This window comes from Luteipulveratus mongoliensis, from assembly GCF_001190945.1.
GTDB lineage: Bacteria > Actinomycetota > Actinomycetes > Actinomycetales > Dermatophilaceae > Luteipulveratus > Luteipulveratus mongoliensis.
Genome location: NZ_CP011112.1, coordinates 1,148,838 through 1,174,830, shown reverse-complemented (window position 1 = coordinate 1,174,830; position 25,993 = coordinate 1,148,838). Strand labels below are relative to the sequence as shown.

The following is a 25,993-nucleotide window of genomic DNA, read 5'->3' as shown; positions in this document are numbered from 1 at the left end:
GCACAACGCCGTTCGAGCCAGCGCGCGGCCGGCGGTCAGGACCGTACGTCCTCGCCCGGCCAAGTGGATGCGGGAGGCCAGGACGACGCGGAGCCGCCAGAGCTCGCGCGTGACGGCCGGTCCGCGGCGCCTTGTCCGTGCAGAAACAAGACAATCCCGTAGAGCACCAGCGCAACGATCGTCCAGTGCATGGCTGCCCCCAGACCGCGGCCGCGCTGCATCAGGACGGCGATCACGGTCAGCACGAGGGCGACCGTGAAGGAGATGGGAAACACTGGGTTCTGGTTGAACCGCTGGGTCGTCGCCACGAACGTACGGTCGTCGGCGCCGGCCAGGTTGGGCATGACCGCCACCGCGAAGGTGAAGTTCAGTCCGGCGACGAGCGCCATCACGCCCAGCGCAGCGCCGAGGGCAAGCCCGGACCAGCGGTGGCCGCCCCCTCGAGGGGCAAGGCCGCCACCATGGCCAACAGCGCGCGCCTCGTCCGGCTATCGGCCTGAACGTCTGCGTCAGCTGAAGTCGGCTGTGTGATCGATCGCCCACTGCGCGAGCGTGCGAGCCGGACGCCCGGTCACGTTCTCCACGGTTGGACGAACGACGTCCGGTGTGTGCACCGTGTCGGACCAGTAGTCGAGCAGCATGTTCACGATTCCGTCGTCCACGCCGTACTGATTCATCTCGGCGCGGAACTCCTCAGGCGTGTTCTCGGTGAAGGTCAGCTCGCGTCCGATGGCCGCGCCGATCGTGGCGACCTGGGCGGCCCGCGTGATCGACTCGGGCCCGGTCATGGCGTACGTCTTGCTCTCGTGACCCGGCGAAGTGAGCACCACGGCGGCCACAGCAGCGACGTCGGCCTCGTGGATCGGAGCCTGCGCGGCCGTGGGGTAGGGGCCGGTGACGCCGCCGCGATACGTGATCGGCTGCGACCAGGACAGCAGGTTGTTGGCGAACGTGCCCGGTCGCAGGATCGTCCAGGCCGTTCCGCTCTCTCGTGCGGCGTCCTCGATCCGTGAATGATGCAGCTGGCTCGCCGAACCGCGATCGCGCTCATGCTCCATCGCGGCGGCCAAGGAGGACAGCACCACCAAGTGGGGTACGCCGGCCGCAGCCGCGGACTTCACGAAGGCCGTGACCCCGTCGGCCGGGAAGACGAACGCGGCGTCCACACCATCGAAGATCCCGGTCGGCAGATCTGCCGTCACATCGCCGGCGACGACCTCCACTGCGTCGGGCAGATCGGCGGTCTCGGGCGACCGGGTGAGCGCGCGGACGCGGTGCCCATCAGCGACGAGCTGGTCGACGAGATGACGGCCGACACTGCCGGTCGCACCGGTCACAAGGACGGTCTTGGACTGCTGGTCATTGCTCGTTGAGTTCATACTTTGACGCTAGATTGCGATGCGGCAAGATTCCTGCCGCATTGAAAGAGACGCTGGAGAAATGACGAATCCTTCCGCCCGCCTCCTTCGACTCCTGACCCTGCTGCAGTCCCGGCCGATGTGGTCCGGACCCGAGCTGGTCGACCAGCTCGGGATCAGCGCCCGCACGCTGCGGTACGACGTCGCCAAGCTCCGCGAGCTCGGTTACCCCGTCAATGCCGCGCCAGGGACAGCTGGCGGCTACCGCTTGTCTGCCGGGACGACGCTGCCGCCGCTGCAGCTCGATGACGACGAGGCAGTGGCGACCGCGCTCGCTCTGCGGACCGCGACGGGATCCAGCGGCGATCTCGGTGAGGCGGCCGCCACCGCGCTGGTCAAGCTCGAGCAGGTGCTGCCGCGTCGGCTCCGCCCGCAGATCGCCACGCTGCGCGAGTTCACCGATGCGACCGGCGCCAGTCCCTCGGTCGACGCAGACCTGCTGGTCGCGATGACCGCTGCGTGCCGCGACTGCAGGCGCGTCCGGTTCGACTACGTCAAGCACTCTGGCGAGACATCGCGCCGCGATGTCGAGCCGTATCGAGTCGTCCGCGCCGGTGGCCGCTGGTACTTGCTCGCCTTCGATCCGGGAGCGGGTGACTGGCGCAGCTTTCGGCTCGACAGACTGACACCCGTACATCCCGATGGGCCTCGGTTCGTCCGTCGCGAGGCACCCGAACCCGACCAGGTTGTGCGCGGAATCGACCGGGTCTTCGACCGCCACCATGCCACCGTCCTCGTGTCGGCTCCGGCCGAGGCGGTTGCAGCACGCCTCCCGGCACGGGTCCCGATCGAAGTCGTCAGCCAGCGACGCTGCCGTGTCCACGCCACCGGGCCGACCCCGCAGGCGTTGGCGCTCAACCTGCTGCAGCTCGACCATGACTTCGTCGTGGAGGACTGCACATCGCAGACCTCGGATGCGCTGGCCACCCTGTCCCGACGCCTCGAGGGGCACAGCCCGCGTACGTCCGCCTGACGCCTCGTGCTCACGACCGATCTAGTCGGAGTCGCGTCCGCCGCGCTGCCAGCGCCGCGCCATGACGTGAGGCGACGTCACATCGAGCCGTCCGACGAGCCGGCGGAACTGCCGCTCAGCATCTTCGGGTGCGAGGTCGACGGCCGCTGCCAGGCCAAGGACGTACGGATCTTCGTCGCCGAGGAGGAGCCCGCCGAACAGCCAGGGAGCACTCTCGTCACCCTCGATCAGATCGCGCACCCGGTCGACCCACGAGGATTCGTAGTCCTCCACCTGCCAGCTGGCCGAGACGAAGGCCGAGACCTGTTCCGGGGCCGGTCGCGGGCGGTCCCACATCGTCCCGCTCACGCACGGCGCGAGGGGCAGGACGGTCACGTTCGAGTACCAGCCGGCCCGGGCGTACGGCTCGTCGAACGCGAACGCGTGAGCCGCCTCAGGACCGTCCACCGTCACGACGTGCACGCTGCCGAGGTGTCGCTCACCGTCCGCGGACAGGATCGGTCCTCGACCGAGGAAGGCCTCCGAGAACCCGTCCATGTACGCCTGATGGGCCTCGTGGACATCGCTCTCGCCCTGCTCGAACCTGGGTCCGTCAGTGCCGTGCACCAAGACCTGCATTGCCACCGCCTCTCCGTGTCGGACGACGAGCCTAGGCGCGCTCGCCGCCGGAACGCCGACGCTGCCAGTAACGGATCGGATGCGCCAGCCAATAGCCGTTGATCACGTGTCCGTGCCCGAACGGGGTGGGCGTGAACAGACGACGGTCGTCGGGATTCCAGACTCGGCTCACGACTCGCTTCCCCGTGGGGCGACGCGCGTCGTACGGGACGCCGAACAGCATTCCCTCGGGCGGCTCCGGCTCTTGGGACTTCTTGGTCATCGGTCCTTCTCCCTCGTCTGGATGATGAATACCGTTGCTACTGATTGAGACTCGGCCTCCGCGCCAGAACGGCATGCAGGTGAGGAAGGTCCAGGCCGAACGGTCCGCGAGCAGCGATCCGGCGCAGCTCGATGACGGTGAACGCAGACCGCTGCACCGCGGCCTCGGTGTCGCGAGCCGGGTCGCAACCACGATCGAGCCATCGGCTGGCCGGCGCGATCAGCCGTTGCCCCCGACGCATCCAGGTGCCCCGCTCTGCGGCCACGTGCTCGAGCATGACCAGCCGGCCCCCTGGGCGCAGGACTCGGTGAAGCTCGCGCAGCGCCTGGTCCTGATCGGACGCCGAGCAGAGGACGGCGGAGCAGATCACCGCGTCCATGGACGCGTCCGCGAGCGGGATGTCCTCCACCGGCGCCGGCAGGACCCGTGCCCCCGGCCGGTCGGCCGTCAGTGCGCGCAACCGACGTACGGATCGGGCGTTCGGCTCCAGGCAGGTCACCCTGGCATCGTGAGGCAGCGCGCCCAACGAAGCGCCCTCACCGGCACCCACATCGAGCACGTCGCCGTGCAGATCGGTCAGGGCGTACGCCCGCCACTGCACCCGCAGAGCGTGCACGGCTTGGCGCTCTGCGGCGGGGAACATGGCCTCGCGAGACGCGCTATACGGCGTATAGTTCATGCCGTGACCATACACCGTATAGTTCCCGACATGAAGCGGGACTCTGAACGGGCCAGGTCCACGCTGTCCCCCGACAGGATCCTGAACCTGGCCGTGTCGATCGCTGACACGGAGGGCCTCAGCGCCGTCTCGATGCGCCGCCTCGCGCGCGAGCTGTCCGTGACTCCCATGGCGCTCTACTGGCACTTCGCGGACAAGGACCGCTTGATCGAAGCCATGGCCGAGCAGGTGGTCGCCGACGGCGAGTTCGCCAACACCCCCAGCGATCACTGGGACGAGCAGCTGCGGTCGGCGCTGAACGCCCTGATCGACCTGCTGCACCAGCACCCGTGGATGGGGCGAGCGGTCATCGAACGGCTCGTCCCACTGCCGAACTACCTCGGCGCGTTCGAGGTCATGCTCGACAGCACGAGGCAGGCCGGCCTGGGTCCGCGCGACGGAGCCGTGCTCGCCCAGCAGGCGGTGCAGGCGGTCGTGATCCTGACCGAGTACGAGCCCTCGACCACGCCTCCGACGACCGCGACGGCCGCCGCGTGTGACGCGGAGCGCGAACGCCTTGACGCACTGCCGGCCGACCAGTTCCCCAACATCCGGGCCGCCGCCGAGGCTCTGCTCGAGCCCCCGGACGTCAAGGAGTACTACCGGCTAGGGGTCGACATGATCGTCGGCGGGATCAGCACCATCGCCGGGCGCGGCTGATCGATTCGCCGGTCGAGTAGGCGAGCCCCACAGGGCGAGCCGTATCGAGACCAGCCGTGCGCGGTCACCTGGTCTCGATACGCCTCCGCTGGCGCTCCGGCTACTCGACCAGCGAATCCGCCCTCACGCGGCGTCGTGGAACACCAGGGCCAAGGTGTGCCGCTCGCCGCTGCGGATCGCGGACACACCGTGCCTGATCGGCGCCGCCGACCACCCGCGCTTGGACTCCACCGGACGGTCGCGCGTGGTGAAGACGTAACCGTGCCCATGCGGCAAAAGTGTTGCTGTGCCACGTGATTGGGCGCGTGGCCTTTGCTCCAAGAGAAGGAACTCACCACCCGTGTGATCGACGCCAGGCTGGTTGAGGTTGATCACCACCTGCAGCGGGAACACCAGATCGCCGTAGAGGTCACGGTGCAACGCGTTCCAGTCCTTCTCGCCGTACTTGAGCAGGATCGCGGTGGACTTGGTCTGCCCGGCGTTGTGACACATCTCCAGCCACTCATCCAAGGAGTCCGGCCACACGGCATCTCGCCCGAGGCGCGTCCACCAGTCCCGAGCGATCGGCAGCAGTCGCGGGTACAACGCCTGCTTGAGCCGCTCGATCGGCTCCGGGTATGGGCTGTTGAAGTAGCGGTACTCGCCCTCGCCGAAGCGGTGCCAGCCCATGTTGACCGTCGTCCGAAAGACCCCGCCCGGGTCGTCGTACAGCTCGCGGATCTGCTCGGTCTCGGCGTCCGAGAGCAGCTGCGGCAGCAGCGCGCCGCCGTACTCCTCCAGCTCCGCACCGATCGCCTCCCAGTTGCCCGACTCGACCCGATCGCGCCAGATGTCTTGTGCCACTTGAGAATTCACGCCGCCCCCTCAAGGGTCAGCAGGGTGATCTTCGCTTCAGGCCCACCTGCGTAGTTGCCCGGACTACCGTCCGAACGAACCACGCGATGGCACGGTACGACGACCGGCAGCGGGTTGGTCGCGCATGCGGTGCCGACCGCGCGGACTGCCTTGGGGTTGCCCACCGCTTCGGCCACGACCTTGTAGGACTCGGTGTGGCCGTACGCGATGTCGGGCAGGTGCCGCTGCACGGTCTGCCGGAAGCCGCTCGACAGTGAGAAGTCCAGTGGGAGGTCGAACACCGTACGCCGCTTGGCGAAGTACTCGTCGATCTCGCGGGCCGCAATGTCGAGCCGCTGCGGAGCCCGCAGGACACGCGAACTCACCTGTGTCGCAAGGGTTTCCAGTACGGCGTCAAAGCCTTCGCGCTCGTACGCCACCCGCACCAGGCCGTGGTCCGTCGCGGCCAGCAGCAGGGCACCGACCGGGGTGTCGACCGTCGCGTAGGCGACGTCCAGGTCGCCCGAGGCCAGCGCGTCGGTGGCGAGCCGCGAGCGCAGCCGCTCGAGGTCGTCGGCGTCGGGAGTGGTCAGGGCGAGCAGGGCGCTCGCTGTCTCGTGAGTCATCGGGATGCTCCTTCCTCGTGGACACGCTCGGCGTCCAGAGATCTGCGCAAGTTCTTGATGCCGTCCGCGGCTGCGCGCCGCGCGGATTCGGCTGTGCCGCCGAGGATCTCGGCGATCTGAGCGTGGGGCAGGCCGGCGACGTGGTGGTAGGCCACGGCGTGCCGCTGCTTGTCGGGGAGACGCGCGACCGCGTCCCAGAGGTCCTGGTCGTGCGCGCCCGGAACACCCCGCGTCGTGACCTCATCGGGGACTTCGGCGACCGGGACGGCGTGGCGAGCGCGAGCCCGCGTGATGTCGATCGCCTTGCGATGAGCGATCGTCACCAGCCACGCCTCGACGTTGGCGATCCGGTTCTGCTCCGGCCACGCCTTCAGCGCCGCCAGGAACGTCTCGGACCACGCGTCATCGGCGTCGGCGCCCGGGCCGAGCACGGCCCGGCACACGCGCAGGATGGTCGCGCCGTGCTCGGCGACGACCTGCTCGAACGGCGTTGTGGTCTTCATCGCCTGGTAGACGCGTCGGCGGCCCGATGTGTGAGATCCACTCAGAACAACCTTCCTGACGCGACGAGGCTCGGCTCCTCGAGCTCGAGGAGGTGATGCTTCCGGCGCAGACCACCGGCGTACCCCGTCAGCCTGCCGTCTCGACCGACCACACGGTGGCACGGGACGATCACGCAGAGCGGGTTGCGCCCGACTGCCCGACCGACGTCGTACGCCCTCGCCCGGTCACCGAGCTGCTCCGCCAGGTCTCCGTACGTCGTGGTCTCGCCGTACGGGATCTGCCTCAGCAGCGCCCAGACCTGCTCCTGGAAGACAGTGCCGCGCGTGGCAACCGGCACCTCGAACGCGGTCCGCGTGCCGTCGAGGTACTCGTCGAGCTCGGCCGCCACCTGCGTCAGCAGTACGTCTCCGGTCACTTCGACGCGGTCGCCGAACGTGTCGTCCGCGGGCTTGTGCCAGTGATGCTCGAAGTAGACGCCGACGAGAGCGTCGCGGTCGGCGACGAGTGTCACCTCGCCGAGCCCTGTCTGGATGAGTGCGTGTCGCATGGTCCTGTCCCGTCTGTCGTGAGTCTTCACCCCGAAGACGCACGAATGCCGCCGGACGTGAGATCGGCGTACCGGCAGATTGCTTGTGTTGTTACAATCATTGTGTCGATACAACGAATGAGGAGGTCCCGTGCCGGAGCTCAGCCCAGGGCGGCGCAACCTGATCCTCGCGATCTGCTGCATGAGCCTGCTGATCGTGGGGATGGACATCACCATCGTCAACGTCGCCCTGCCGGCGATGCGCACGGATCTGCACGCGTCGGTCTCCGGGCTGCAGTGGATCATCGACGCGTACACGGTGGTGCTCGCCAGCCTGCTGATCCTGTCCGGCTCCACGGCCGACCGCTTCGGACGACGCCGTACGTTCCAGGTCGGGCTGACCGTGTTCACCCTCGGCTCGCTACTCTGCAGCGTCGCCCCGGGTCTCGGCTGGCTCATTGCCTTCCGGATGCTGCAGGCCGTGGGTGGCTCGATGCTCAACCCGGTAGCGATGTCGATCATCACCAATGTCTTCACGGAGCCACGCGAGCGAGCCAGGGCGATCGGGTTCTACGCCGGCGCGGTCGGCGTGAGCCTCGGGCTCGGCCCGGTCCTCGGCGGCATCCTCGTCGAGACCATCGGCTGGCGCTCGATCTTCTGGATCAACGTGCCGATCGGTATAGCCGCCTTCGTGCTTGCCGGGCTCTTCATCCCGGAGTCGAAGGCCGAGCGCGCCCGTCGAGTCGATCCGGTCGGCCAGGTGCTCGTCATCGTCGTCCTGCTGACCCTGACGTACGCCATCATCGAGGCGCCGCGCGCCGGCGACTCCTGGGGGACCTGGGCCTGCGGCATCCTGTGCGTCGCCGCTTTCGTGGCGCTGCTGCGCTACGAGTCCCGTCGCGACGAGCCGCTCATCCAGCTCACGTTCTTTCGCAGTGTCCCGTTCGCTGGGGCTTCGGTCATGGGGGTCTGCGCGGTGGGGGCGTTCAGTGCCTTCCTGTTCTTGAACACCCTTTATCTGCAAGATGTTCGGGGTCTGAGCCCGTTGCGTGCCGGCCTCCTGATGCTGCCCCTGGCTGTGATGACCGTGATCTTCGCGCCCATCTCAGGACGACTGGTCGGCAGCCTCGGACCGCGGCTGCCGCTGACGATCTCCGGCGCGGCCATGATGGTGGGCGTGCTGCCGCTGACCGGCCTCACCGACGACGTCAGCTATGGCTGGCTGCTCGTCTGCACCGTGATCTTCGGGCTCGGCATGGGCATGGTCAACCCGCCGATCACCAACGCGGCCGTGTCCGGCATGCCGCGCGCTCAGGCAGGCGTCGCGGCGGCGTTCGCGTCCACGAGCCGACAAGTCGGTTCGTCGCTCGGGATCGCCGTGGCCGGCGCGATCGTCAGCGCCGGCGCGGGCGCCAATGCCCGGACCGAGTTCTCGCAGGCCAGCCATGCCGCCTGGTGGGTGGTCGTCGGATGCTCGGCCGCCGTACTCCTGCTCGCCCTGGCGACCACCGGTCAGCGGGCGAAGCGTACGACCCACCACGTGGCCGAGCTGCTCGATGCCTGAGGCGCTCCCCGAGTTGGGATGATCAGGACATGAGCACAGAGCCGGACCCTGCGACCAGCGCGTGGATGTCGATGCGGCGCCTGGTCCTCGAGCTGCACGACCGACGAGCCGCGGTGTCCGAGGAGACCGGGATGAGCTATCTGCGCGTGAAGGCGTTGCATCGACTCATGGCCGGCCCGCTGCCGATGCGCGAGCTGAGCGCCGCTCTCATGACCGATGCGCCGTACACCACGGTGATGGTCGACGACCTTGAGAAGCGGGGCCTGGCGACGCGCAAGGTCAACCCCTCTGACCGACGTTCGAAGCTGGTCGAGATCACGCCGGCCGGACGGGGCGTGGCGCGCAAGGCCGAGCAGGTCCAGTCCGCGCCGCCGACGGCGATCGCCGCCCTGAGCCAGAAGGACCTGGCCACTCTGGAGCGAACGCTGCGCCGCCTCGTCGACGACACGGCGCCCTGACGGACCCGACCCTCCCACCGGCCCGACTCCGGACCACTGGACCGGACGGTCGTACGACGGTCCGGCGGGAGCGGTCAGTCGGACGTGCATAACCCCGGGTCGCGCAGCGCTGAGCCCCACAATGGCGCCGTTTCGAGCGATACGTAGGCACGGTACGCACGTCGGACCGAACCGGACCCTTCGTCAGCGACGGACCTGCTGCGACGTGACAGCCGTGAGCTCGGCGAGCGACTCGTGAATGACGTCCACCAAGGTGGCCTTGCTGTCCCCCTGAGCCCACTGCTCGACCGCGATCTTGAACACGGCGAGGGCCATCTCGGCAGTCAGTGCTGCAGCCGGACCTGCGACGCCGCGACCGCGAAGCGTCTCGGCAAGCGCTGAGGCGAGACCTGCGAGCTTGGTGAGCTCACGCTCCTGCAGCTCCGGGCTGGCGGCGACGACTGCCTGACGGGTGCGTACCTGCGGGCCTCGCTCCTCGAGCAGCCCCGCGGCAGCCTCGATGCCGGCGGTCGCCGCCTCGAGCGGACTCGCGGACTCAGGCGCACTGGCGACCGCGTCGGTGAGCTGCTGCTGCATCACGTCGGAGCCGAAGAAGAGGACCTCGCGCTTGTCCGCGAAGTGCCGGAAGAAGGTGCGCTCGGTCAGCCCGGCCCGCTCGGCGATCTGCGCAACGGTCGTGCTCTCGTAGCCGCGCTCGCTGTAGAGCGCGAGCGCGGCCTGCTGAAGTCTCGTGCGGCCGTCCGGGTCCCATCGCGCCATGCGGCGACCCTAGCAGTCGATGACAGTCCCTGACATCACATGCTACGTTTGATGACAGCGACTGACATCACTCGCTGCTCACCACGCTCAACGGAGGTACTACTCATGCGCGTCCTCGTCACCGGAGCATCCGGCTGGATCGGCTCCGCCCTCGTCCCAGAACTCGTTGATGCCGGGCATCAGGTCGTTGGTCTGGCCCGCTCCGACGCCTCAGCCGCAGCCCTGGCAACGGCCGGTGCAGAGGTGGTGCGTGGCTCGCTCGACGACCTCGACACCTTGCGCGAGGCAGCCGTGGCCTCCGACGGCGTCGTCCACCTGGCCTTCAAGCACGACATCGCCTTCACGGGCGACTACCCGGGCGCAGCGGCAGCCGACATCCGCGCCATCGACACCTTCGGCGAGGCGCTGGCCGGCTCGGATCGGCCGCTCGTCATTGCCAGCGGCGCCCTCGGCATCACCCCAGGGGCTGTCGCGACCGAGCGCGACGGCCACACCACACATGGCTCGCTCGGCGGCTTCGAGGCACGCGCCGCCAACGCCGAGGCCACCCTCGCTCTCGCGTCGCGCGGAGTGCGGTCGTCCGTCGTACGCCTGTCCCCCACCGTCCATGGCGACGGCGACGCCGGCTTCATCCCCGCCTTCATCGAGACCGCGCGCCGCACCGGGGTGGCGGGCTACATCGGCGACGGGTCGCAGCGCTGGCCGGCCGTGCACCGGCTCGACGCCGCGCGTCTCTTCCGACTTGCCCTGGAGAACGCACCTGCCGGGTCGACCCTGCACGGGGTGGCAGACGAAGGCGTACAGATCCGCGAGATAGCGGAGACCATCGGACGCGGACTCGACCTCCCCGTGAAGGCAATCTCACCCGCCGACGCTGAGGCGCACTTTGGCTGGCTGGCCGCCGTGCTCGCGACCGATGGGCCGGCGTCCAACACGTTGACCCGTGAGCTGCTGGGCTGGGAGCCCACCCACCCTGGACTCATCGACGACCTTGAGCAGGACCACTACTTCGCTCGCGGCTCAGCGGCCTGACGTCCATCCACCGCATAGCGCCGCAGTCGGCTCCGGCCGAGGCGGCGTCTATGCTGTGCCACGACAGAGACACGCGAGATGCGGGGGGTGGTTGCCGTGGACGGCGAACCTCCTAGTCATCGCACTCGCTTCTGACCTTCCTTCACTTCACTCCGCGGCCGACCATTGTCGGCTGCCTGATCTGCGCCCTCGCGCCGATCAGGATTGGCGAGGAGCTCTGTCATGTCCGACCGCACCTTCAAGCCGCTGCGCACCTTGACCGACAAGGTCCGCCGCCCTCAGGCCACCCACCCGAAGACCACGGACCTGCCACCGTCGACCGCGATCGAGCAGGTGCGCGCCCGCGCCAGCCTGGTCGACAGCGCGGTCTACGTCGACGGCGACCGGGTGGAGTCGCCGACGACGCTGGGCGACTCCTACCGGACCCTTCGCGAGCACGATGACGCCGTCGCGTGGATCGGTCTCTACCGGCCCGACCAGCACGAACTCGCTTCTGTCGCCTCAGAATTCGGCCTTCACGAGCTGGCGATCGAGGACGCGATCCTGGCGCATCAGCGCCCAAGCTGGAGCGCTACGACGACACCCTGTTCGTCGTCCTGCGCGCCGCTCGCTACCTCGACGACGCCGAAGAGGTCGAGTTCGGCGAGGTCCACCTGTTCGCGGGCCCTGACTTCGTCATCACCGTCCGGCACAGCGAGGCACCCGACCTCGGAGCCGTACGCCGTCGCCTGGAGAGCAACCCCGACCTCCTGCGACTCGGGCCCGAAGCAATCCTGTACGCCGTCCTCGACCGGGTCGTCGACGGATACGCCCCTGTCGTCGCGGGTCTGGAGAACGACATCGACGAGATCGAGACCGAGGTCTTCCGCGGCGACCCGAGCGTGTCGCGGCGCATCTACGAGCTCAGTCGCGAGGTCATCGAGTTCCAGCGGGCGGCCGGTCCGCTGGCCGCCGTCCTCAAGTCCCTCACCGCAGGTTTCGACAAGTACGGCACCGACGAAGAGCTGCGGCGCTATCTGCGCGACGTGGACGACCACCTCACCCAGGTCGTCGAGCGGGTCGAAGGCTTCCGCCAGCTCCTCCGAGACATCCTCACCGTGAACGCGACCCTGGTCGCCCAGAAGCAGAACGAGGAGATGCAGCGGCTCGGCGAGGTCGGCGTGGAGCAGAACGAGGAGGTCAAGAAGATCTCGGCCTGGGCGGCCATCCTGTTCGCGCCCACCCTGATCGGCACGATCTACGGCATGAACTTCGACCACATGCCCGAGCTGCACTGGCGATACGGCTATCTGTTCGCATGGTTCCTGATGGGCGTGGTCAGCACCGTCCTTTATGCGGTCTTCAAACGACGGGGCTGGATCTGAGCGACGGATGGTCGACGTCGTCGAGGAGCGGTGACGACTACCCCGCCGATGTGGCCACTTCCCCGGGTGAGCTGACCAGTCATCCGACCAGGGGGAGTGGACCTTTCAGCGGGGTAGTCGAAGAGGCCGACGCGCGACATCGCGGGGGCTTGACCCTGACATCGTGTGAAGCCTCAACGTGTGGAGGGTCATGTTCACCATCGGAGAATTCGCCACCATCGGCCGGGTCTCGGCCCGCATGCTGCGTCACTACGACGCCATCGGGCTGCTGCAGCCGGCCGAGGTCGATCCACACAACGGCTACCGGCGCTACAGCACCCGGCAGCTGCGACGACTCAACCGCGTGCTCGCTCTGAAGGACCTCGGGTTCAGCCTCGAAGAGGTCCGACGCCTTCTCGACGAGCCCGTGGACGCCGACCAGCTGCGCGGCATGCTTCGGCTGCGGCAAGCAGAGCTGGCGCGGACGATCGCCGAGGATCAGGTCCGGCTGGATCGAGTGGAAGCACGTCTCCGAGTCATCGAAGGAGAGAACACCATGAGCACCCACGACGTCACGATCAAGCCGAGCGACGGCGTACGGCTCGCCCAGCTGTCCGGTTCGGTCACCGAGATCACCCACGACGAGATCGGCCCGGTGATGCAGCAGCTGTACACCGACCTCGGACAGCAGTTCGCTGAAGCCGGGCAGTCCCCCACCGGCCCTTCCGTCTCGCACTACGCGCCCCGCACCGACGGCGGCCTCGACTGCCATGCCGGGATCCAGGTCGACGACGACGTCGATGAGGTCGGGGCAGCCGAGGTGCTCGACCTGCCCGGTCTCGACCAGGCGGCGTCGATCGTCTACGCGGGCTCGATGTCCGGAATCGATGAGGCGTACCAGAAGCTCGGCGTCTGGATCGAGGAGAACGGCTACCGCACCGACGGGACCGCTCGCGAGGTCGCGCTCGTGTCCTTCCCCGAACCTCAGGAGAAGTGGGTCACGGAGATCCAGATGCCCGTCTTCACCGCCGAGCAGCCGTGAGCTGAAGCCACCGTCGCGGGGTCGCCCGGCTCGGGCGGCCCCACCCGGCGGGCGGCCCCACCGGCGCGGGCGGCCCCGCCCGGCTACCCCGCCTCGTCGAGCAGCGCTGCGAGCGCTGGACTCTCGATGCCGGCGGCCGCTGACTGCGCGTCCTGGAGCGCCGACGCCTCGCCCAGTCGGTGGCGGTGCAGGTGGGCGCGCACCAGCATCTCCTGCATGTCGCACCTCGCCGCCAGCGTGGCGAGCGTGCCGACCAGGGGCTGCGACCGGCTCAGGTCACGCTCGTCCAGGGACGCAGCCAACGAGGCGTCGAGCGTGTGCGCGTGCACCCACTGATAGCGGTCGGGCACCCGGACCGATCGCGCGACTGCCTCCTCGAACCACGAATGTGCACCGGCCACATCACCGCGCGCCCGACTGGCCAGACCCAGACCTCGTGCGCCCATCGCCTCCCAGCACGGGTCCTGCAGCTGGCAGCCAAGGCTCCACGCCTGCTCGAACCCGTCGACCGCCTGCACGGCGGCGCCAGACCGCAGGTCCACCTCCGCCAGCAGTGCCACCGACCAGGGACGGAAGGCGATCCACCGCTGCCGGTCGATCAGCTCGAGGCTCGCGCCCAAGTCACGCCGCGCTGCGATGTCCTCACCGCGCAGCAGGTGGGCCCGTCCCCGGATCGACAACGACCACGCCTGCTGGCGCTCATCGCCACCGCGCAAGGCGCGCTCGACGGAATCGTCCAGGAAGGCGTACGCCGCCGTGTAGTCACCCTGGTCCGAGGCGTTCATCCCACGGACGCCGAGGATCGGTGCGAGCTGCTCGTCGCCATCGGCCAGCTGCTGGGCCTTGGTGAGCCACTGGTCGGCCGTCTGTCGGCGCCCGGCCTGGACGTCGACGAAGCCCAGCTCACGCCACGCCGTCACGACGGTCGCCGAGTCACCGGCGTGCTCAGCGAGTGGAATCGCCTCACGCAGCGCGAGCGCACCTTCTTCGTCGCGACCACGAAGCGCGTGCACCAGAGCACCACCGAGAGCGACCAGCGCACGCGCTTGCAGGCCGGCGTCACCGCAGCGGGCCGCCTCCGCGACCGCTCGCCGAAGGCACTGGATCCCGGCGTCCGCGGCACCGGCGGCGATGGCTGCACGTCCGGCGTCGAGCTGGCTGACCGCGGCGGCCACGCCACGGAGCGCAGGGGTCGTCGCCGATCGGGGCATCGGTGCCATGGCCGCGTCCTCCAAGGTCGGCGAGATCTCGATCCCCAGCTCGCGCTGCAGGAGATCGCGCGACAACGCCACCTGTTGCAGCGCCGAGGTGCGATCGCCCGCCATCGCCAGGCTGCGTACGAGGATCTCGTGGTTGCCCTGCTCGAGCGGGTTGCGCGCGACGGCTTGGACGGCGTACGGGATCGCGTCGGCACCGCGACCGGCAGCCAGTCTCCCCGTCGCGCTCTGACGCATCCGCGCCTCCACGAGGGCTCCGATCCGGTGCCGCTGCGTGAGGAGCCAGGTGTCGAGCTGTGGATCGGCTTCGATGTGTACGCCCTCGAGCAGCTCTCCCTCCAGCTCCAGCGGGAGGTCGTCGTCGGATCCGTTGTCGAGGAGCCAGACGTCGACGGTGACGTCGTCACCGAGTGCGGCGACCACCGGATCACCCCGAAGCGCCTCCGGGACAGCGAGCGCCTTGCGTAATGAGGCGAGCGACCATCTCAGGGCGCCGAGTGGGTCGTCGGCCTGCCCGAACAGCAACTCCGCCAGACGCTGTCTGCTGGGCGGGGAGGGCGAGAGCACGACGTACGCGAGCAGTGCCCAGGCCTTGCGACCACGGGGCGGAGGCAGCGGGCCGTCATCGTTCTCGATGACCGGCGGGCCGAGCAGCCGGATGGTCAGCATGCGTTGCTCCTCGACCTCATCATCGACCCGCGACCGGCCCGCCCGCTCGCGGTCCCCCAGACTGCGAGCGGGCAGGCCACGCGAGTCAGCCGACCGCGACTCCGGCGGCCAGCGCCTTCACGTCGGCGGTCGTCAGCGTGTTGCCGCCGACCCCCCACTCGCCGCTCTTGACATCCTCGATGACGACCCACGTGACGGGACGCAGGTTCTCGCCCTCGATGCGGACCATCGCGTCAGTCAGGTCGCGGACGATCTCGCCCTTCTGCGTGTCCGAGAAAACGCCTTCGATGACTTTCACATTGATCAGTGGCATGGTGCGCGACCCTTCAGGTCAGAATGCCTGCCCCGAGTGGGCCGACATCGCCACCATCCGGGTCCGCCGTGTGAGCCGGCGTGTGACGCCCTGTCACAGGATCTCGACGGGCGGCGTCTCATGAACGACCCCCGCCTGCGAGGAAGGAATCCCATGGAGACGATGACCACCGAGCGCGTCATCCCGGCGCCGATCGACGAGGTCTTCGACTGGCTGTCCACGACGACCAACTACACCCGCTCGCCGTACGCCCTGCGGTGCCGGCTGGCCAGACCAGGCGAGGGCGCGGCGTACGGCGTGGGCGCGGTGCGCGTACACACCTGGCTGATCGGGTGGTTCCGCGAACGCATCACGGCGTACGAACCACCGCACCGTTTCGAGTACGTCGTCGAGCGCAGCCTCCCGCCGTCGAAGCACGAGCTGGGCCGGCTGGACTTCACCGAGGTCGAGGGCGGCACGAAGGTCGTCTGGACCTCGGTGGTCGAGGTACGGCTGCCGGTCGGCGCCGCGCTGATGACCCGGCTGGTCGCGCGGCCGGTCATCACCCGCGTCTTCGGCAACATCCTCGCGGCCGCGGACGCGGATCTGACCCGGGTCCGACAGGGCTGATGGTTCAAACCACATCAACCGGAGCCGAAAACCCCTGCCTGAGGTTACCAGTTGGTAACCTCTTGTGAGCCGCATCACGTGGTGTGGCTCACACGCTCTTTGGAGGTCCGATGCCCAGGCTTTCCGTTCGTACGACTGCCGCCCTCGGCGCTGCCGCCGGTCTGCTCGGCATGGCAGCTCTCGTACCGACCGCGCACGCCGCGGACGACGACCCGTTCTACTCCTACGACGGCAGCGCACCGCTGTCCTCGTACGCGCCGGGGACGGTGCTCAAGACCAGGACCGTGCCGTACCACGTGCTCGGAATTCCGTTGCCGGTCAAGGCAGTTCAGATGCTGTACCGGACGACGGATGCGCAGGGTCGGCCCTCGGCCAACGTCACGTCGGTGCTCAAGCCGGCGGTCGGTGACCCCAACAAGGCGATCTCCTACCAGTCGTTCTACGACTCACTGAACCCCGCCGACAGCCCGTCCCGCTCCATCGCCGGTGACGTGACGCTGGGCGGCACCATCAACGGCGCCGAGACCATCTTCATCGCTCCGTTGCTGCTCCAGGGCTACACCGTGATCGTGTCCGACACCGAGGGTCAGAAGGCCAACTTCGCCGCCGGTCCCGAGTACGGCACCAACACGCTCGACTCGATCCGCGCCTCCACGGCCTCCAGCGCGACGGGCCTGAGCTCGAGCACGAAGGTCGGAATGCTCGGCTACTCCGGCGGTGCGATCGCCACCAGCTGGGCGGCCGCGCTCGCGCCGAAGTACGCGCCCGACGTCAACAAGAACCTCGTCGGTCTGGCCGAGGGTGGTCTGCTCGTCGACCCGGCCCACAACCTGAACTACGTCAGCGGCAGCATCGGCTGGTCCGGCATCGCGCCGGCGGCCGTCGCCGGCATCGCCCGCTCCTACGACATCGACTTCCAGCCGTACCTGAACGACTACGGCAAGGAGGTGCTCGGCAAGATGGAGAAGGCCTCCATCATCAACGTGCTCTTCCAGTACCCGGGCCTGACCTGGAAGAAGCTGGTCAAGCCGCAGTACGCCGACCCGGCCTCCGTCCCGGAGTACGTCACGGCGGTCAACAAGCTCAACCTGGGCTCGGCCGCGACCCCGACCATCCCGATGTTCATCGGCCAGGGCGCGCTCGGCACGTTCGAGGGCACGCCCAACAACAAGCCCGGCATCGGCCCGGGCGACGGCGTCATGATCGCCGGCGACGTGCGTACGCTCGCCCGTCAGTACTGCGCGACCGGCAACAGCTCGGTGAAGTACACGCAGTACAACCTGACCAGCCACGTCCCGACCGCTGCTCTGTGGGCGCCGTCGGCATTGCTGTACCTGAACGACCGGTTCGCCAAGAAGCCCGCACCGTCCGACTGCGGCCGCATCCCCGCGGGCAACCCGCTCACCCCGGTGACCCCCTCGCCGGTCGAGTAGGACGAGCCGCTAGGCGAGGCCGTATCGAGACCAGGTGCCTGTGTGCGCCTGGTCTCGATACGCCTCCGCTGGCGCTCCGGCTACTCGACCAGCGGGTGTGTCTCAGGCTGCTGGTTGGGTCTTGCCTTCGGGCTCGGGGAAGGTGACCTCGCCGAACTTCACCTGAATGATGAAGACGTGGTCGTCACGCTTGTCGGTGCCGTAGTGCGCGCACTTCACCTCACCCACGGCAGTGATCTCACACGCGAACTGCCCTGCTACTACTGCCTTTCCGGCGGCAAGCGCTGGGACGGGTACGCCGTTGACCGGCTTCCGGGGGACGTCACCGGCCGCCCAGGCCGCACCGCTCGCCGACGGGACCACGGTCGGGGCCGTCTTGCAGACGTACGAGGACTCGGGGTCGAGCCGTACGCCGACCGGCCGACTGCCCTCGACCGCCGCGCACTGACTGTTCTCGTCCTTGTACGACGACGGGAGGTTGCAGGTCACGGCTGCGGTGCCGACCTCGCACACCAGGCTTCCGGTCGGGTCGGTGAACTGCCGACCGGAGGACGCGTTGGCAGTGGCGCCCGAACCCGTGGGGCCGACCGATGGGTCGTCATCGCTGCAGGCCGTGAGGGCCAAGAGGGCAAGGACCGCTGCGGCGGCTCGGAGGTTCATGTCGCGCAGCCTTCCACACGGAACGCCCCCGGAACGCTGAGCGGACTGCGCGTCAGTAGGTCGACAGAACGGGGCGAATCTCGACGGCACCCGTCCAGGCGGCGGGCAGATCCGCTGCGATCTGCACAGCAGCGTCCAGGTCATCCGCGTCAATGAGGTAGTAGCCGGTCAGAGCGCGCTCGGTCTGCGCGTACGCACCCTCCGTCGTGACCACCTCGCCGCCACGGCCGCCCTCCACCCGCACCACGGTCGCGGCGTTGGTCGGTTCCAGCACGGCGCGCGCCTTGATCTGGTCAGCGTGAATGGCCGCGAACCACCGGTAGTCCGCCATCTCGCTCGCCCGCTCCGGTTCCGACCAGTCCACGTCGGCGGTGTAGGTCAGTGCGAGGTACTGCGGCATCAAGTCGCTCCTTGGTCGGGTGCCCACTCCGGGCACACCCAGGATGCCGTGGATCGTCCGTTCGCAAGGGGCCTTCTGCACACTGCGCCCGTTCAGGTGCGGGTGGCGTACGCGTAACCCTGCTCCCGATCGAGGACCGTCTCGTCCTTGTTCTTGAGGACAAAGATGTAAACGAGCAGCGAGGCAGCGATGCACACGATGACGTAGACAATGAATGCCGTGACCATGTCGTGCTTCTTGGCCGCCTCGTAGATCACCGGCGCGGTGCCCCCGAACATTGAGTTGCCCAGGGCGTAGCCGATGCCGACACCGAGCGCACGCACGTGGGCGGGGAACAGCTCGGCCTTCACGATCGCGTTGATTGAGGTGTAGCCGGTGAGGATGACGTAACCGATCGCCACCAGCAGGAAGGACACCATCGGCGTATCGGTCCTGGGCAGGTAGTGGATCAGGAAATAGGTCCACGCGACACCACCGATGCCGAAGAACACCAGCAGCGGCTTGCGTCCGATCTTGTCGCTGATCAGTCCGCCGATCGGCTGCAGCGCCATCAGGAAGACCAGCGCGGACAGATTGATCCAGCTCGCCGTCAGGCCCTGGCCCTTGTAGGTCGACTTGATCGTCGCCGGCGCGTTGACGCTGTAGGAGTAGAAGGCGATAGTGCCGCCGACCGTCACGAGGAAGCAGATCAGCAACGGCTTTCGGTACGTCGTCAGCAGCTCCCGCAGCGAGCCGGACTTCTCCCCCACCGCCTCCAGGGCCGCCGCGGACAGCGACTCATCCATCGTGGAGCGCAGCCAGAACACTGTGACGGCCGCGACGCCGCCGAGACCGAACGCGATGCGCCAGCCGTAGTCGCCCATCTGCTCGTCGTTCAGGAAGACCTGCATGATCAGCAGCGTCAGCTGAGCGAGCGCGTGACCGCCGATCAGCGTGACGTACTGGAACGAGGAGAAGAAGCCGCGTCGTTCAGCGGTCGCCGCCTCGGACATGTAGGTCGCTGACGTGCCGTACTCACCACCGGTGGCGAAACCCTGCACGAGTCGACAGAACACGAGAATCAGCACAGCGAACGCGCCGATCGAGTCGTGGCTCGGCGTGATCGCGATGACCGTGGACGCCAAAGCCATCAAAGACACGCTGAAGACGAGCGCCGGACGGCGACCGCGCCGGTCGGCGTACCGCCCGAAGAACCACGAGCCCACCGGTCGCATCAGGAAGGTGACTGCGAAGATCGCCATCGTGTAGACCGTCGCGTTGGGCTCGTCGCCGCCGAAGAACTTGGGCTCGAAGTAGGTCGCGAAGACGGTGTAGACGTAGACGTCATACCACTCGACGAGATTGCCCGACGAGCCCTTCAGCGTGTTGAGGATCGCCCGACGGGTGTTGATGTCAGGGCCGTCCGGTGAGCGCGGGTGCTCTTGGGTGTCGACGGTCATGGGTCCGACAGTCTAGGGATGGCCCACCGCGCGCAGGGGGCCCGTGATCCGGTCATCTCGGGCCGTTCGTCAGGTCGTACGCAAGTGCTCGTGGGCCCAGCCCGCCAGGCCTGACGGTGTGGTCGTCGTGGCGTCGCGGACCTGCTCGGGGGTGAAGTCACCGCGGAAGCCGGCCCCCATCCCGACGATCGCGTCGATCGTGGGCTCGGGCAACCCGGCCGAGCGCAGACCGGCGGCGAGCTGCTCGTCGGTGATCTGCTCGGCCCGGAACGGCCGGCCGGTCACCTCGCTCACGATCGTGGCCACCTGCTCGAATGTCAGGTCCCGCGGACCGTGCACGGCCTGGACGACGCGGCCGGTCCACGCCCGGCCCAGCAAGCGCGCCGCCGCCACGTGACCGATGTCGCGTGGATCGACCCATCCCATCGGGGCATCGATCGGCATCGTGGTGCGCAGCACGCCCTCCTGCAGCGCGTCGGGGTCGAGCAGCAGGTTGGTGAAGAAGTAGCCGCAGCGCAGATGCGTGACTGCCGCGCCGGTCTCGTCGAGGAGCTGCTCGGTGGCAGCCAGGCCGTCGATCTCACCGAAACCGCCGCGGGCCTCGGCGCCGACGCTGCTCTGAAACACGACGTGCCCGATGTCGTTGGTCCGTACGGCCTGCGCGGCCACCGCACCGAGGCGGGTGTAGGCGGCGATCGGATCAGGATCGGTGCCGTCGGGGTTGACCCAGTAGAGCGCGTCGGCGTCCTTGGTCGCCTCGATGACAGCCGCCTCATCGGTCTGGTCTGCCTTGACGCTGTCGACCTGGTCGCGCAGCCCGGTGTCCAGCCGCTCCGGGTCACGCAGGAGGACGGTGGGTCGAACCCCTGCCTGCACGAGCAGGCGGACGACGTGGGATCCGACATGGCCGGTGGGTGTGGTCACAACGATCTTCATCGCAACCACGTTAGGTCGGCCCTACGACACCAGTCGAGGTCCGTGTCCGACTGGGCGGACGGCGAGGAGGAGGGTGCGGCCACTGAGGGAGACGGTCTCGCCGAGGACGGGACGCAGGGCATCGAAGAGTCGCGCGCGATCCTCCGACGGTGCGATGGCGTACTGCGACGTCGTGGTCAGCAAAGCGAAGTAGTCGTCGGTCGGCATGCTCCAGTCCCACTCGTACGTCTTGGGCTCGACGATCTCCATCCACGGCTTGGCCTCGACCTCGAGCTCGGCCCAACCCGGACCCGAACGGTGGTCGTCCACATCGGAGGTGAGTCCTGCGCCGTGCTCGGCATAGATCGCTTGAATCTCGTTGGTGTTGTGGCGATCTGGGTCAACGTGCCAACCGTTCCAGCACAGGAACCCGAGCCCGTCTGACCCGAGGACCGAGGCCAGACGCTCCCATCGCGTGGCGGCGTCAGCCCAGTGGAACGACTGCGCGGCGACCATCACGCCGTAGGTCCCATCGCTGGCGTCGACGTCCTCGAACGTGGCCTGCTGCGTCGTGACGAGGTCGGCCAGACCCTCCGTCTGGAGTCGCTCGGCGAGCACGCGCAGCATGTCCGCTGACGGCTCGACCACGTGGATGCGCGCGCCACGCCGCGCGAGCGGCAACGTCGCCCGGCCGGTGCCGGCGCCGACCTCGAGCACCCGGTCCTGGAGGCGATCGCCCGCCAGGCGGACCACATCGTCGAACATCGCCTCGGGGAACTCCGGGCGGAACCGTTCGTACGCCGTCGCGCCCTGCTCGAAAGACCTCGCCCGCTCCACCGTCAGCTCATCGCCCATCCCGCCACCCTGCCATGCGCAACCGGCCGGGCGCCGGGCGCGGAGGCGAGCCCCGGAGAGTGGCTCCGATACGTCGCCGGTGGCCCACCCAGTGATGGGCCACCGGTCAGGGTTGTGGCCCACTCTTGACGGGGTTTCGCGAGTGATGTGGCTACAGAGTCGGAGGGCAGAGGGACGCAACCATCGGCGTACGCGAACGCTGAGTCTCCCCGAGGAGCCGAGGGCAAGGGTCCGTAGAGAAGTACAACTACGTTGTAGGTGTCCGCAACCAGGTTGAGCTTCTTCCGGCACGCCCTTGCGTCCGGGGCGCGACACGCCGTACCCCGCTGGTCGAGTAGGCGAGCCCCAAGGGCGAGCCGTATCGAGACCCGGCGACCGCGAAGGCTGAGTCTCCCGTGTGGTCGCCGGGTCTCGATACGCCTCCGCTAGCGCTCCGGCTACTCGACCAGCGAGTGGGTTCGGGTCAGGTGGGTGAGCTGGTGGGGACTGGGGCGATGCCGGTGCCGAAGGACGTCCAGGCCGACCAGCCGCCCGAGCCGACCAGGACGCGCCGCTGCAGCGCACCCGCGATCGTCACGCCCAACAGGTGAGACCGACCCTTCGAGTCCGTGACGATCGTCGGCGTCGCAGCCCACTGCTCGCTCATCGAGCCAAGGTCGACCTCGGACGACCAGTCGGCTCCTGGCGCGGATTGCGTTGACATCACTACGCGTTCGCCTGCTGGGTCAGTCGAGGCGGCCGAGAGACGACCATCCCCGAGAGCGGCCACGGCCGGTGAGGCGAGCGACCACGAGGCCATCCAGCGCCAGTCGGCCCAACCACCGCTGGGGCTGGACTGCGTCCGGCTGAACGCGCCCGTGCCTACCGGCGCGAGCGCCGTCACCGTGAGCCGACCGCTGCCGTCCCGCGCGACGCGCGGCGCCGCACCGGCCGCTGTCCCGAACTGCTCCCACACACTCCAGTCAGTGCTGCCATTGGGCTGGTTCTGCCAGCGGTGATCGATCCGCGCACCGCCCGGCCGCAGCACGAACACCTCGAGCCGACCGTCGGCGTTGGTGCCGACGACCGGCGGTGCTCCGACCGGGCCGGTGAAGTTGCCGACCCACGGCTGCCAGGTACGCGAGCCGGGGCTGGACTGGACGCGTTGGGCGACGTACGCGCCGCCGGGACCCATGGCGTACAGCTCGAGTCGGCCGTCGGCATTGCGCGCGACCGCCGGTGCGGCGCCGGCAGGTCCGCCGAAGCCGGCCTCCCAGTCCTCCCACGTGCCGTCGGCCCGCTGAACCCGATGGTCGATGGCGACCGCCCCTGCGGCGAGGGAGAACACCTCGAGCCGACCGTCGGTGTTGGTCGCGAGCGTGGGTACGGCGCCGGCAGGTCCGCCGAACGTCTCCCATTCGGACCAGGTGTCGTGTGCCGGATCGGTCTGCACGCGGTGCAGCAGAGACCGGTTCTGCTTGGAGAGGGCGAACACGTGCAGCCGACCATCGACGCCAACGCCCGCGACAGGGTTCTCGGGCGACTGCCAGCCGATGGACTGCTCGTGCCACTGCAGATCCGCGACGAGCAGCCCGTGCTCGAAGCTGCCGGCAGCCGTGGCGAGCCACACGCCGTCGTCCTGCACGATCTCGACGGCGTGACCGGGCAGGTGACCGGCCCAGTTGTCGATGCTGAACGAGAGTGGGTCGCGACTACGGAACACGTCGGTGCCGACGTATCCGTTGCGTGGCCCGAGAAACAAGTAGTACCAACCATTTTCGGCGACGACGTACGGCGACTCGGTCACCGACGGAGAGGCGTCCGTGATCGGGTCGACGAGGACCGTGCCCGGCGCCGACCAGTGGCGCAGGTCGCTGGACGTGCGGTAGGCGACCGTGTGGCGATGGTCCGACAGCTGCACCTCGGTGTAGTACATGACCCATTGGTCGCCGACCCGCAGCACCATCGGGTCACGCGCGACCACACCACGGAACAGCGGCCCGTCCGGCGAACGTGTCCAGGTGACCAGGTCGCTCGACGTCGCGAGGTTGATCGCGCATCCGTTGCTGCCGCCCGCGGCGTAGAACATGTAGTACGTCCCCGCATCGGCCACGACGAACGGCGCCCAGAGGTGCTGCTCGCCGTAGTAGTCCGGGTCGAGCGTCAGCGCGTCGGGCTGGGCGGTCCACGGCCCACGAACGGCTGGTGCCGTCGCGTGCGCCAGCGTGATCTCCTTGCCGCCGTCCGGGAACTGGCCGGCCGGTGCCAGGTTGCCGACGATGCTGATCAGATGCCACTGGCCGTCCGCCGCTCGAAACACGGTGTGGTCATTGAGATATCGCGGTGTGCCCGGCAGCGACGGGTCGAAGACGTGCTGCCACTCGCCGCATCCTGCCCAGCGGAGGTCATCGGCCGAGACACCAGTCGTACGATGACCGCTCGCCTGGGTCCACGGCGTCGCCGCGGCCGCGACGAGACCCGCTCCACCCTGGAGCAGTGCCCGCCGCGACAGATCGACCATCAGCTGATTCCCGGGCCGGCCGTGTCGGCGAGCCAGGCCCAGTCCGACCAGCTCTCCGCGCCCGTCTGCCACTTGTGGAACACGCCCGCGGACGAGGTGCCGAAGACCTCCATCCGGCCGTCAGCGTTGTTCACCGCGTTGACCTCAGTGCCCGGCCCACCGAAGTCGGCCCACGGGTTGAACTCCTGGTTCGGGGCCTTCTGCCACATGTGCTGAGCCGTGGTGCCGTTCATCGCGAACACCTCGACCCGACCATCGCCCGTACGCGTGGAGCTCAGCTCGGCGTTCGCCGGACCGCCGCCCGTGCCGGCCCAGTCGGACCAGGTCGTCGGGCTCGTCTGCCACTTGTGGAAGACACCGTTCGCGTTGGAGGCGTAGACCTCGAGCCGGCCGTCGGAGTTGTGGTCGACGCTCAAGTCATGGCCGCCCGTGCCGAAGTTCTCCCACTCACCCCAGGTGCCGTTAGGCGCGTTCTGGAAGAGGTGACCAAACGTCGAGCCGGACAAGGCGAACACCTCCATGCGGCCGTCGGGAGAGGTCTCTACCTGCAGCCTCGCGGACGCCGGGCCACTCACACCAGTCCATTCGGACCAGGTCGAAAAGCCGGTCTGCCACTTGTGGAACACGCCGTTGGCGTTGGAGGCGAACACCTCGAGCCGGCCGTCCGCGTTGTTGCCCGCCGCGACGTAGGACCCGCCGGTGCCGAAGTTCTCCCACGACCCCCACGCACCGCTGACCTGAGTCTGGAAGAGGTGATCCATCGACCCGTTCGACAACGCGAACAGCTCCAGCCGACCATCGCCGTTGCGCGCGATCGACAGCTGTGCGTTCTTCGGGCCACCCACGCTCTGCCAGCCGGACCAGCCACCGTTGACCGCCGTCTGCCAGGCATGCCACACACCGTCAGCACCCGCTGCGAACGTCTCCAACCGACCGTCCGCCGAGCGAGCGGACACGACCTTGCCTGCCTCCGCGAGGGAGGGTCCGGCAGTCGGCGTACTGCCACCGGCGTACTTGTCGTACGCGGCCTGCGCGTAGTTGATGCGGGTCTGCTGCTCGCACTGTCCGCAGCCCTCGAACTTGTCCTGGAAGACGATCGTGGCGTCCGCGATCGTGGTCGCCGCTCGCAGACCCCCCAGCCCGTAGCCGGGGAAGTTCTCCAGCTCGTACCAGGTGAAGTCGAGCTGCGGCCCCAGCGTCCACTCGTCCTGCCCGTGCGACCTCGCCCACCAGACCATGTTGTTGTTGGTCTCGGAGTCCCAGCGAGCGTTGAGCTCCCACTGGGCGATGCCGCGTCCGCCGAACGACGGGTTCTGCACCGCAGTCGGATCGACGCCGGACTCCTGGACCAGGTTGCCGATGATGCCGGCCGCCTGCACGTCGCTCAGTCCCTTGCTCACGAAGTAACGGAAGGCCGTCTCCTCGTTGCTCGCGACCAGCGCAGGGTGCGTCGAGCCGTTGTTCGGGCTCATGCCCTTGCTGTTGCCCTTGATGGTCCGCGGTCGGACCTTGCCGTCTGCCTGCGCGGGACCGATCGCCAGCGAGGCCGACATCGCGAACGCGCACATCCCCACGACGAGGACAACCAGCGCGCGCCACAGCATCCGATGCGAATCAGTAGAGACAGCAGTGCGATTCATCAGGTT

Annotated in this window: 27 protein-coding genes and 1 pseudogene; 9 read left to right on the top strand and 19 right to left on the bottom strand. The window is 68.5% G+C overall.

Features of this window, described 5'->3' with window-relative positions; genetic code table 11:
• Nucleotides 1–35: 35 nt before the first annotated feature.
• Nucleotides 36–389, bottom strand: coding sequence for an anthrone oxygenase family protein (locus tag VV02_RS05480; RefSeq protein WP_052590350.1), 354 nt, complete (start codon nucleotides 387–389; stop codon nucleotides 36–38).
• Between the two features lie 120 nt (nucleotides 390–509).
• Entirely contained in the window at nucleotides 510–1,379 is an 870-nt protein-coding gene (locus tag VV02_RS05475) for an NAD(P)H-binding protein (RefSeq protein ID WP_052590349.1), read from the bottom strand.
• Nucleotides 1,380–1,440: 61 nt separating this feature from the next.
• Here VV02_RS05475 and VV02_RS05470 point away from each other — a divergent pair, with 61 nt between their 5' ends.
• Nucleotides 1,441–2,391, top strand: a complete 951-nt coding sequence (locus tag VV02_RS05470) for a helix-turn-helix transcriptional regulator (RefSeq protein WP_052590348.1) — start codon at nucleotides 1,441–1,443, stop codon at nucleotides 2,389–2,391.
• Nucleotides 2,392–2,412: 21 nt separating this feature from the next.
• Here VV02_RS05470 and VV02_RS05465 read toward each other — a convergent pair whose 3' ends face one another.
• The 3 genes from VV02_RS05465 to VV02_RS05455 are packed head-to-tail and all read right to left on the bottom strand — an operon-like array spanning nucleotide 2,413 to nucleotide 3,950.
• Entirely contained in the window at nucleotides 2,413–3,009 is a 597-nt protein-coding gene (locus tag VV02_RS05465; RefSeq protein WP_052590347.1) for a YciI family protein, read from the bottom strand.
• A gap of 31 nt (nucleotides 3,010–3,040) precedes the next feature.
• On the bottom strand, nucleotides 3,041–3,271 hold the full coding sequence (locus VV02_RS05460; RefSeq protein ID WP_052590346.1) for a DUF5808 domain-containing protein: 231 nt from the start codon (nucleotides 3,269–3,271) through the stop codon (nucleotides 3,041–3,043).
• Nucleotides 3,272–3,308: 37 nt separating this feature from the next.
• Nucleotides 3,309–3,950 (bottom strand): class I SAM-dependent methyltransferase, encoded by a 642-nt coding sequence (locus tag VV02_RS05455; protein ID WP_083449933.1) that lies wholly within the window; start codon nucleotides 3,948–3,950, stop codon nucleotides 3,309–3,311.
• 30 nt (nucleotides 3,951–3,980) lie between these two features.
• On the opposite strand from VV02_RS05455, the gene VV02_RS05450 reads away from it, so the two are divergent.
• Nucleotides 3,981–4,649, top strand: coding sequence for a TetR/AcrR family transcriptional regulator (locus VV02_RS05450; protein WP_052590344.1), 669 nt, complete (start codon nucleotides 3,981–3,983; stop codon nucleotides 4,647–4,649).
• 123 nt (nucleotides 4,650–4,772) lie between these two features.
• Here the strand turns inward: VV02_RS05450 and VV02_RS05445 are convergent, their stop codons facing one another.
• The 4 genes from VV02_RS05445 to VV02_RS05430 are packed head-to-tail and all read right to left on the bottom strand — an operon-like array spanning nucleotide 4,773 to nucleotide 7,160.
• Nucleotides 4,773–5,504 (bottom strand): 2OG-Fe(II) oxygenase, encoded by a 732-nt coding sequence (locus tag VV02_RS05445; RefSeq protein ID WP_083449932.1) that lies wholly within the window; start codon nucleotides 5,502–5,504, stop codon nucleotides 4,773–4,775.
• Complete coding sequence (locus tag VV02_RS05440) at nucleotides 5,501–6,109, bottom strand: methylated-DNA--[protein]-cysteine S-methyltransferase (protein WP_052590342.1); 609 nt, start codon at nucleotides 6,107–6,109, stop codon at nucleotides 5,501–5,503. Before VV02_RS05440 ends, VV02_RS05445 begins: the two co-directional genes overlap by 4 nt.
• Nucleotides 6,106–6,612 (bottom strand): RNA polymerase sigma factor, encoded by a 507-nt coding sequence (locus VV02_RS05435; protein WP_052590341.1) that lies wholly within the window; start codon nucleotides 6,610–6,612, stop codon nucleotides 6,106–6,108. The genes VV02_RS05440 and VV02_RS05435 overlap by 4 nt, the downstream gene beginning before the upstream one ends.
• 41 nt (nucleotides 6,613–6,653) lie before the next feature.
• The gene (locus tag VV02_RS05430) at nucleotides 6,654–7,160 is read right to left on the bottom strand and encodes a methylated-DNA--[protein]-cysteine S-methyltransferase (RefSeq protein ID WP_052590340.1); all 507 of its coding nucleotides are present in this window, start codon (nucleotides 7,158–7,160) and stop codon (nucleotides 6,654–6,656) included.
• 130 nt (nucleotides 7,161–7,290) lie between these two features.
• Between VV02_RS05430 and VV02_RS05425 the strand changes: the two genes are divergently transcribed.
• Nucleotides 7,291–8,703, top strand: coding sequence for an MFS transporter (locus VV02_RS05425; protein ID WP_052590339.1), 1,413 nt, complete (start codon nucleotides 7,291–7,293; stop codon nucleotides 8,701–8,703).
• Nucleotides 8,704–8,732: 29 nt separating this feature from the next.
• Complete coding sequence (locus VV02_RS05420; RefSeq protein WP_052590338.1) at nucleotides 8,733–9,161, top strand: MarR family winged helix-turn-helix transcriptional regulator; 429 nt, start codon at nucleotides 8,733–8,735, stop codon at nucleotides 9,159–9,161.
• A 183-nt stretch (nucleotides 9,162–9,344) separates the two neighbouring features.
• Here VV02_RS05420 and VV02_RS05415 read toward each other — a convergent pair whose 3' ends face one another.
• Nucleotides 9,345–9,920 carry a TetR/AcrR family transcriptional regulator gene (locus VV02_RS05415; protein ID WP_052590337.1) on the bottom strand — a complete coding sequence of 192 codons (576 nt, stop codon included), beginning with the start codon at nucleotides 9,918–9,920 and terminating at the stop codon, nucleotides 9,345–9,347.
• A gap of 105 nt (nucleotides 9,921–10,025) precedes the next feature.
• Here VV02_RS05415 and VV02_RS05410 point away from each other — a divergent pair, with 105 nt between their 5' ends.
• The 3 genes and pseudogenes from VV02_RS05410 (at nucleotide 10,026) to VV02_RS05400 (ending at nucleotide 13,337) form a co-directional block, all read left to right on the top strand.
• Entirely contained in the window at nucleotides 10,026–10,952 is a 927-nt protein-coding gene (locus VV02_RS05410) for an SDR family oxidoreductase (RefSeq protein WP_052590336.1), read from the top strand.
• Between the two features lie 222 nt (nucleotides 10,953–11,174).
• A pseudogene (gene corA, locus VV02_RS05405) lies at nucleotides 11,175–12,316 on the top strand (magnesium/cobalt transporter CorA).
• A gap of 190 nt (nucleotides 12,317–12,506) precedes the next feature.
• Nucleotides 12,507–13,337 (top strand): MerR family transcriptional regulator, encoded by an 831-nt coding sequence (locus tag VV02_RS05400; RefSeq protein WP_052590335.1) that lies wholly within the window; start codon nucleotides 12,507–12,509, stop codon nucleotides 13,335–13,337.
• 83 nt (nucleotides 13,338–13,420) lie between these two features.
• Here the strand turns inward: VV02_RS05400 and VV02_RS05395 are convergent, their stop codons facing one another.
• On the bottom strand, nucleotides 13,421–15,223 hold the full coding sequence (locus tag VV02_RS05395; protein WP_052590334.1) for an AfsR/SARP family transcriptional regulator: 1,803 nt from the start codon (nucleotides 15,221–15,223) through the stop codon (nucleotides 13,421–13,423).
• 85 nt (nucleotides 15,224–15,308) lie between these two features.
• Complete coding sequence (locus VV02_RS05390; protein WP_052590333.1) at nucleotides 15,309–15,536, bottom strand: tautomerase family protein; 228 nt, start codon at nucleotides 15,534–15,536, stop codon at nucleotides 15,309–15,311.
• 153 nt (nucleotides 15,537–15,689) lie between these two features.
• Between VV02_RS05390 and VV02_RS05385 the strand changes: the two genes are divergently transcribed.
• Nucleotides 15,690–16,145, top strand: coding sequence for an SRPBCC family protein (locus tag VV02_RS05385; RefSeq protein ID WP_052590332.1), 456 nt, complete (start codon nucleotides 15,690–15,692; stop codon nucleotides 16,143–16,145).
• 110 nt (nucleotides 16,146–16,255) lie between these two features.
• The gene (locus VV02_RS05380; RefSeq protein WP_052590331.1) at nucleotides 16,256–17,578 is read left to right on the top strand and encodes a lipase family protein; all 1,323 of its coding nucleotides are present in this window, start codon (nucleotides 16,256–16,258) and stop codon (nucleotides 17,576–17,578) included.
• Nucleotides 17,579–17,680: 102 nt separating this feature from the next.
• On the opposite strand, the gene VV02_RS05375 is transcribed toward VV02_RS05380, so the two are convergent.
• The 7 genes from VV02_RS05375 to VV02_RS05345 form a co-directional block, all read right to left on the bottom strand.
• A complete protein-coding gene (locus VV02_RS05375) occupies nucleotides 17,681–18,238 on the bottom strand; it encodes a hypothetical protein (RefSeq protein WP_052590330.1) in 558 nt (185 codons plus the stop codon).
• Nucleotides 18,239–18,290: 52 nt separating this feature from the next.
• Entirely contained in the window at nucleotides 18,291–18,638 is a 348-nt protein-coding gene (locus tag VV02_RS05370; protein ID WP_052590329.1) for a YciI family protein, read from the bottom strand.
• A 92-nt stretch (nucleotides 18,639–18,730) separates the two neighbouring features.
• Nucleotides 18,731–20,077, bottom strand: a complete 1,347-nt coding sequence (locus VV02_RS05365; RefSeq protein WP_052590328.1) for an MFS transporter — start codon at nucleotides 20,075–20,077, stop codon at nucleotides 18,731–18,733.
• 69 nt (nucleotides 20,078–20,146) lie between these two features.
• Nucleotides 20,147–21,013, bottom strand: coding sequence for an NmrA family NAD(P)-binding protein (locus VV02_RS05360; protein ID WP_052590327.1), 867 nt, complete (start codon nucleotides 21,011–21,013; stop codon nucleotides 20,147–20,149).
• A 21-nt stretch (nucleotides 21,014–21,034) separates the two neighbouring features.
• On the bottom strand, nucleotides 21,035–21,847 hold the full coding sequence (locus VV02_RS05355) for a class I SAM-dependent methyltransferase (protein WP_052590326.1): 813 nt from the start codon (nucleotides 21,845–21,847) through the stop codon (nucleotides 21,035–21,037).
• Between the two features lie 463 nt (nucleotides 21,848–22,310).
• The gene (locus VV02_RS05350; protein ID WP_052596572.1) at nucleotides 22,311–24,347 is read right to left on the bottom strand and encodes a DUF8189 domain-containing protein; all 2,037 of its coding nucleotides are present in this window, start codon (nucleotides 24,345–24,347) and stop codon (nucleotides 22,311–22,313) included.
• Nucleotides 24,347–25,987, bottom strand: coding sequence for a phage tail tip lysozyme (locus VV02_RS05345; RefSeq protein ID WP_157063279.1), 1,641 nt, complete (start codon nucleotides 25,985–25,987; stop codon nucleotides 24,347–24,349). The genes VV02_RS05350 and VV02_RS05345 overlap by 1 nt, the downstream gene beginning before the upstream one ends.
• Nucleotides 25,988–25,993: the final 6 nt, after the last annotated feature.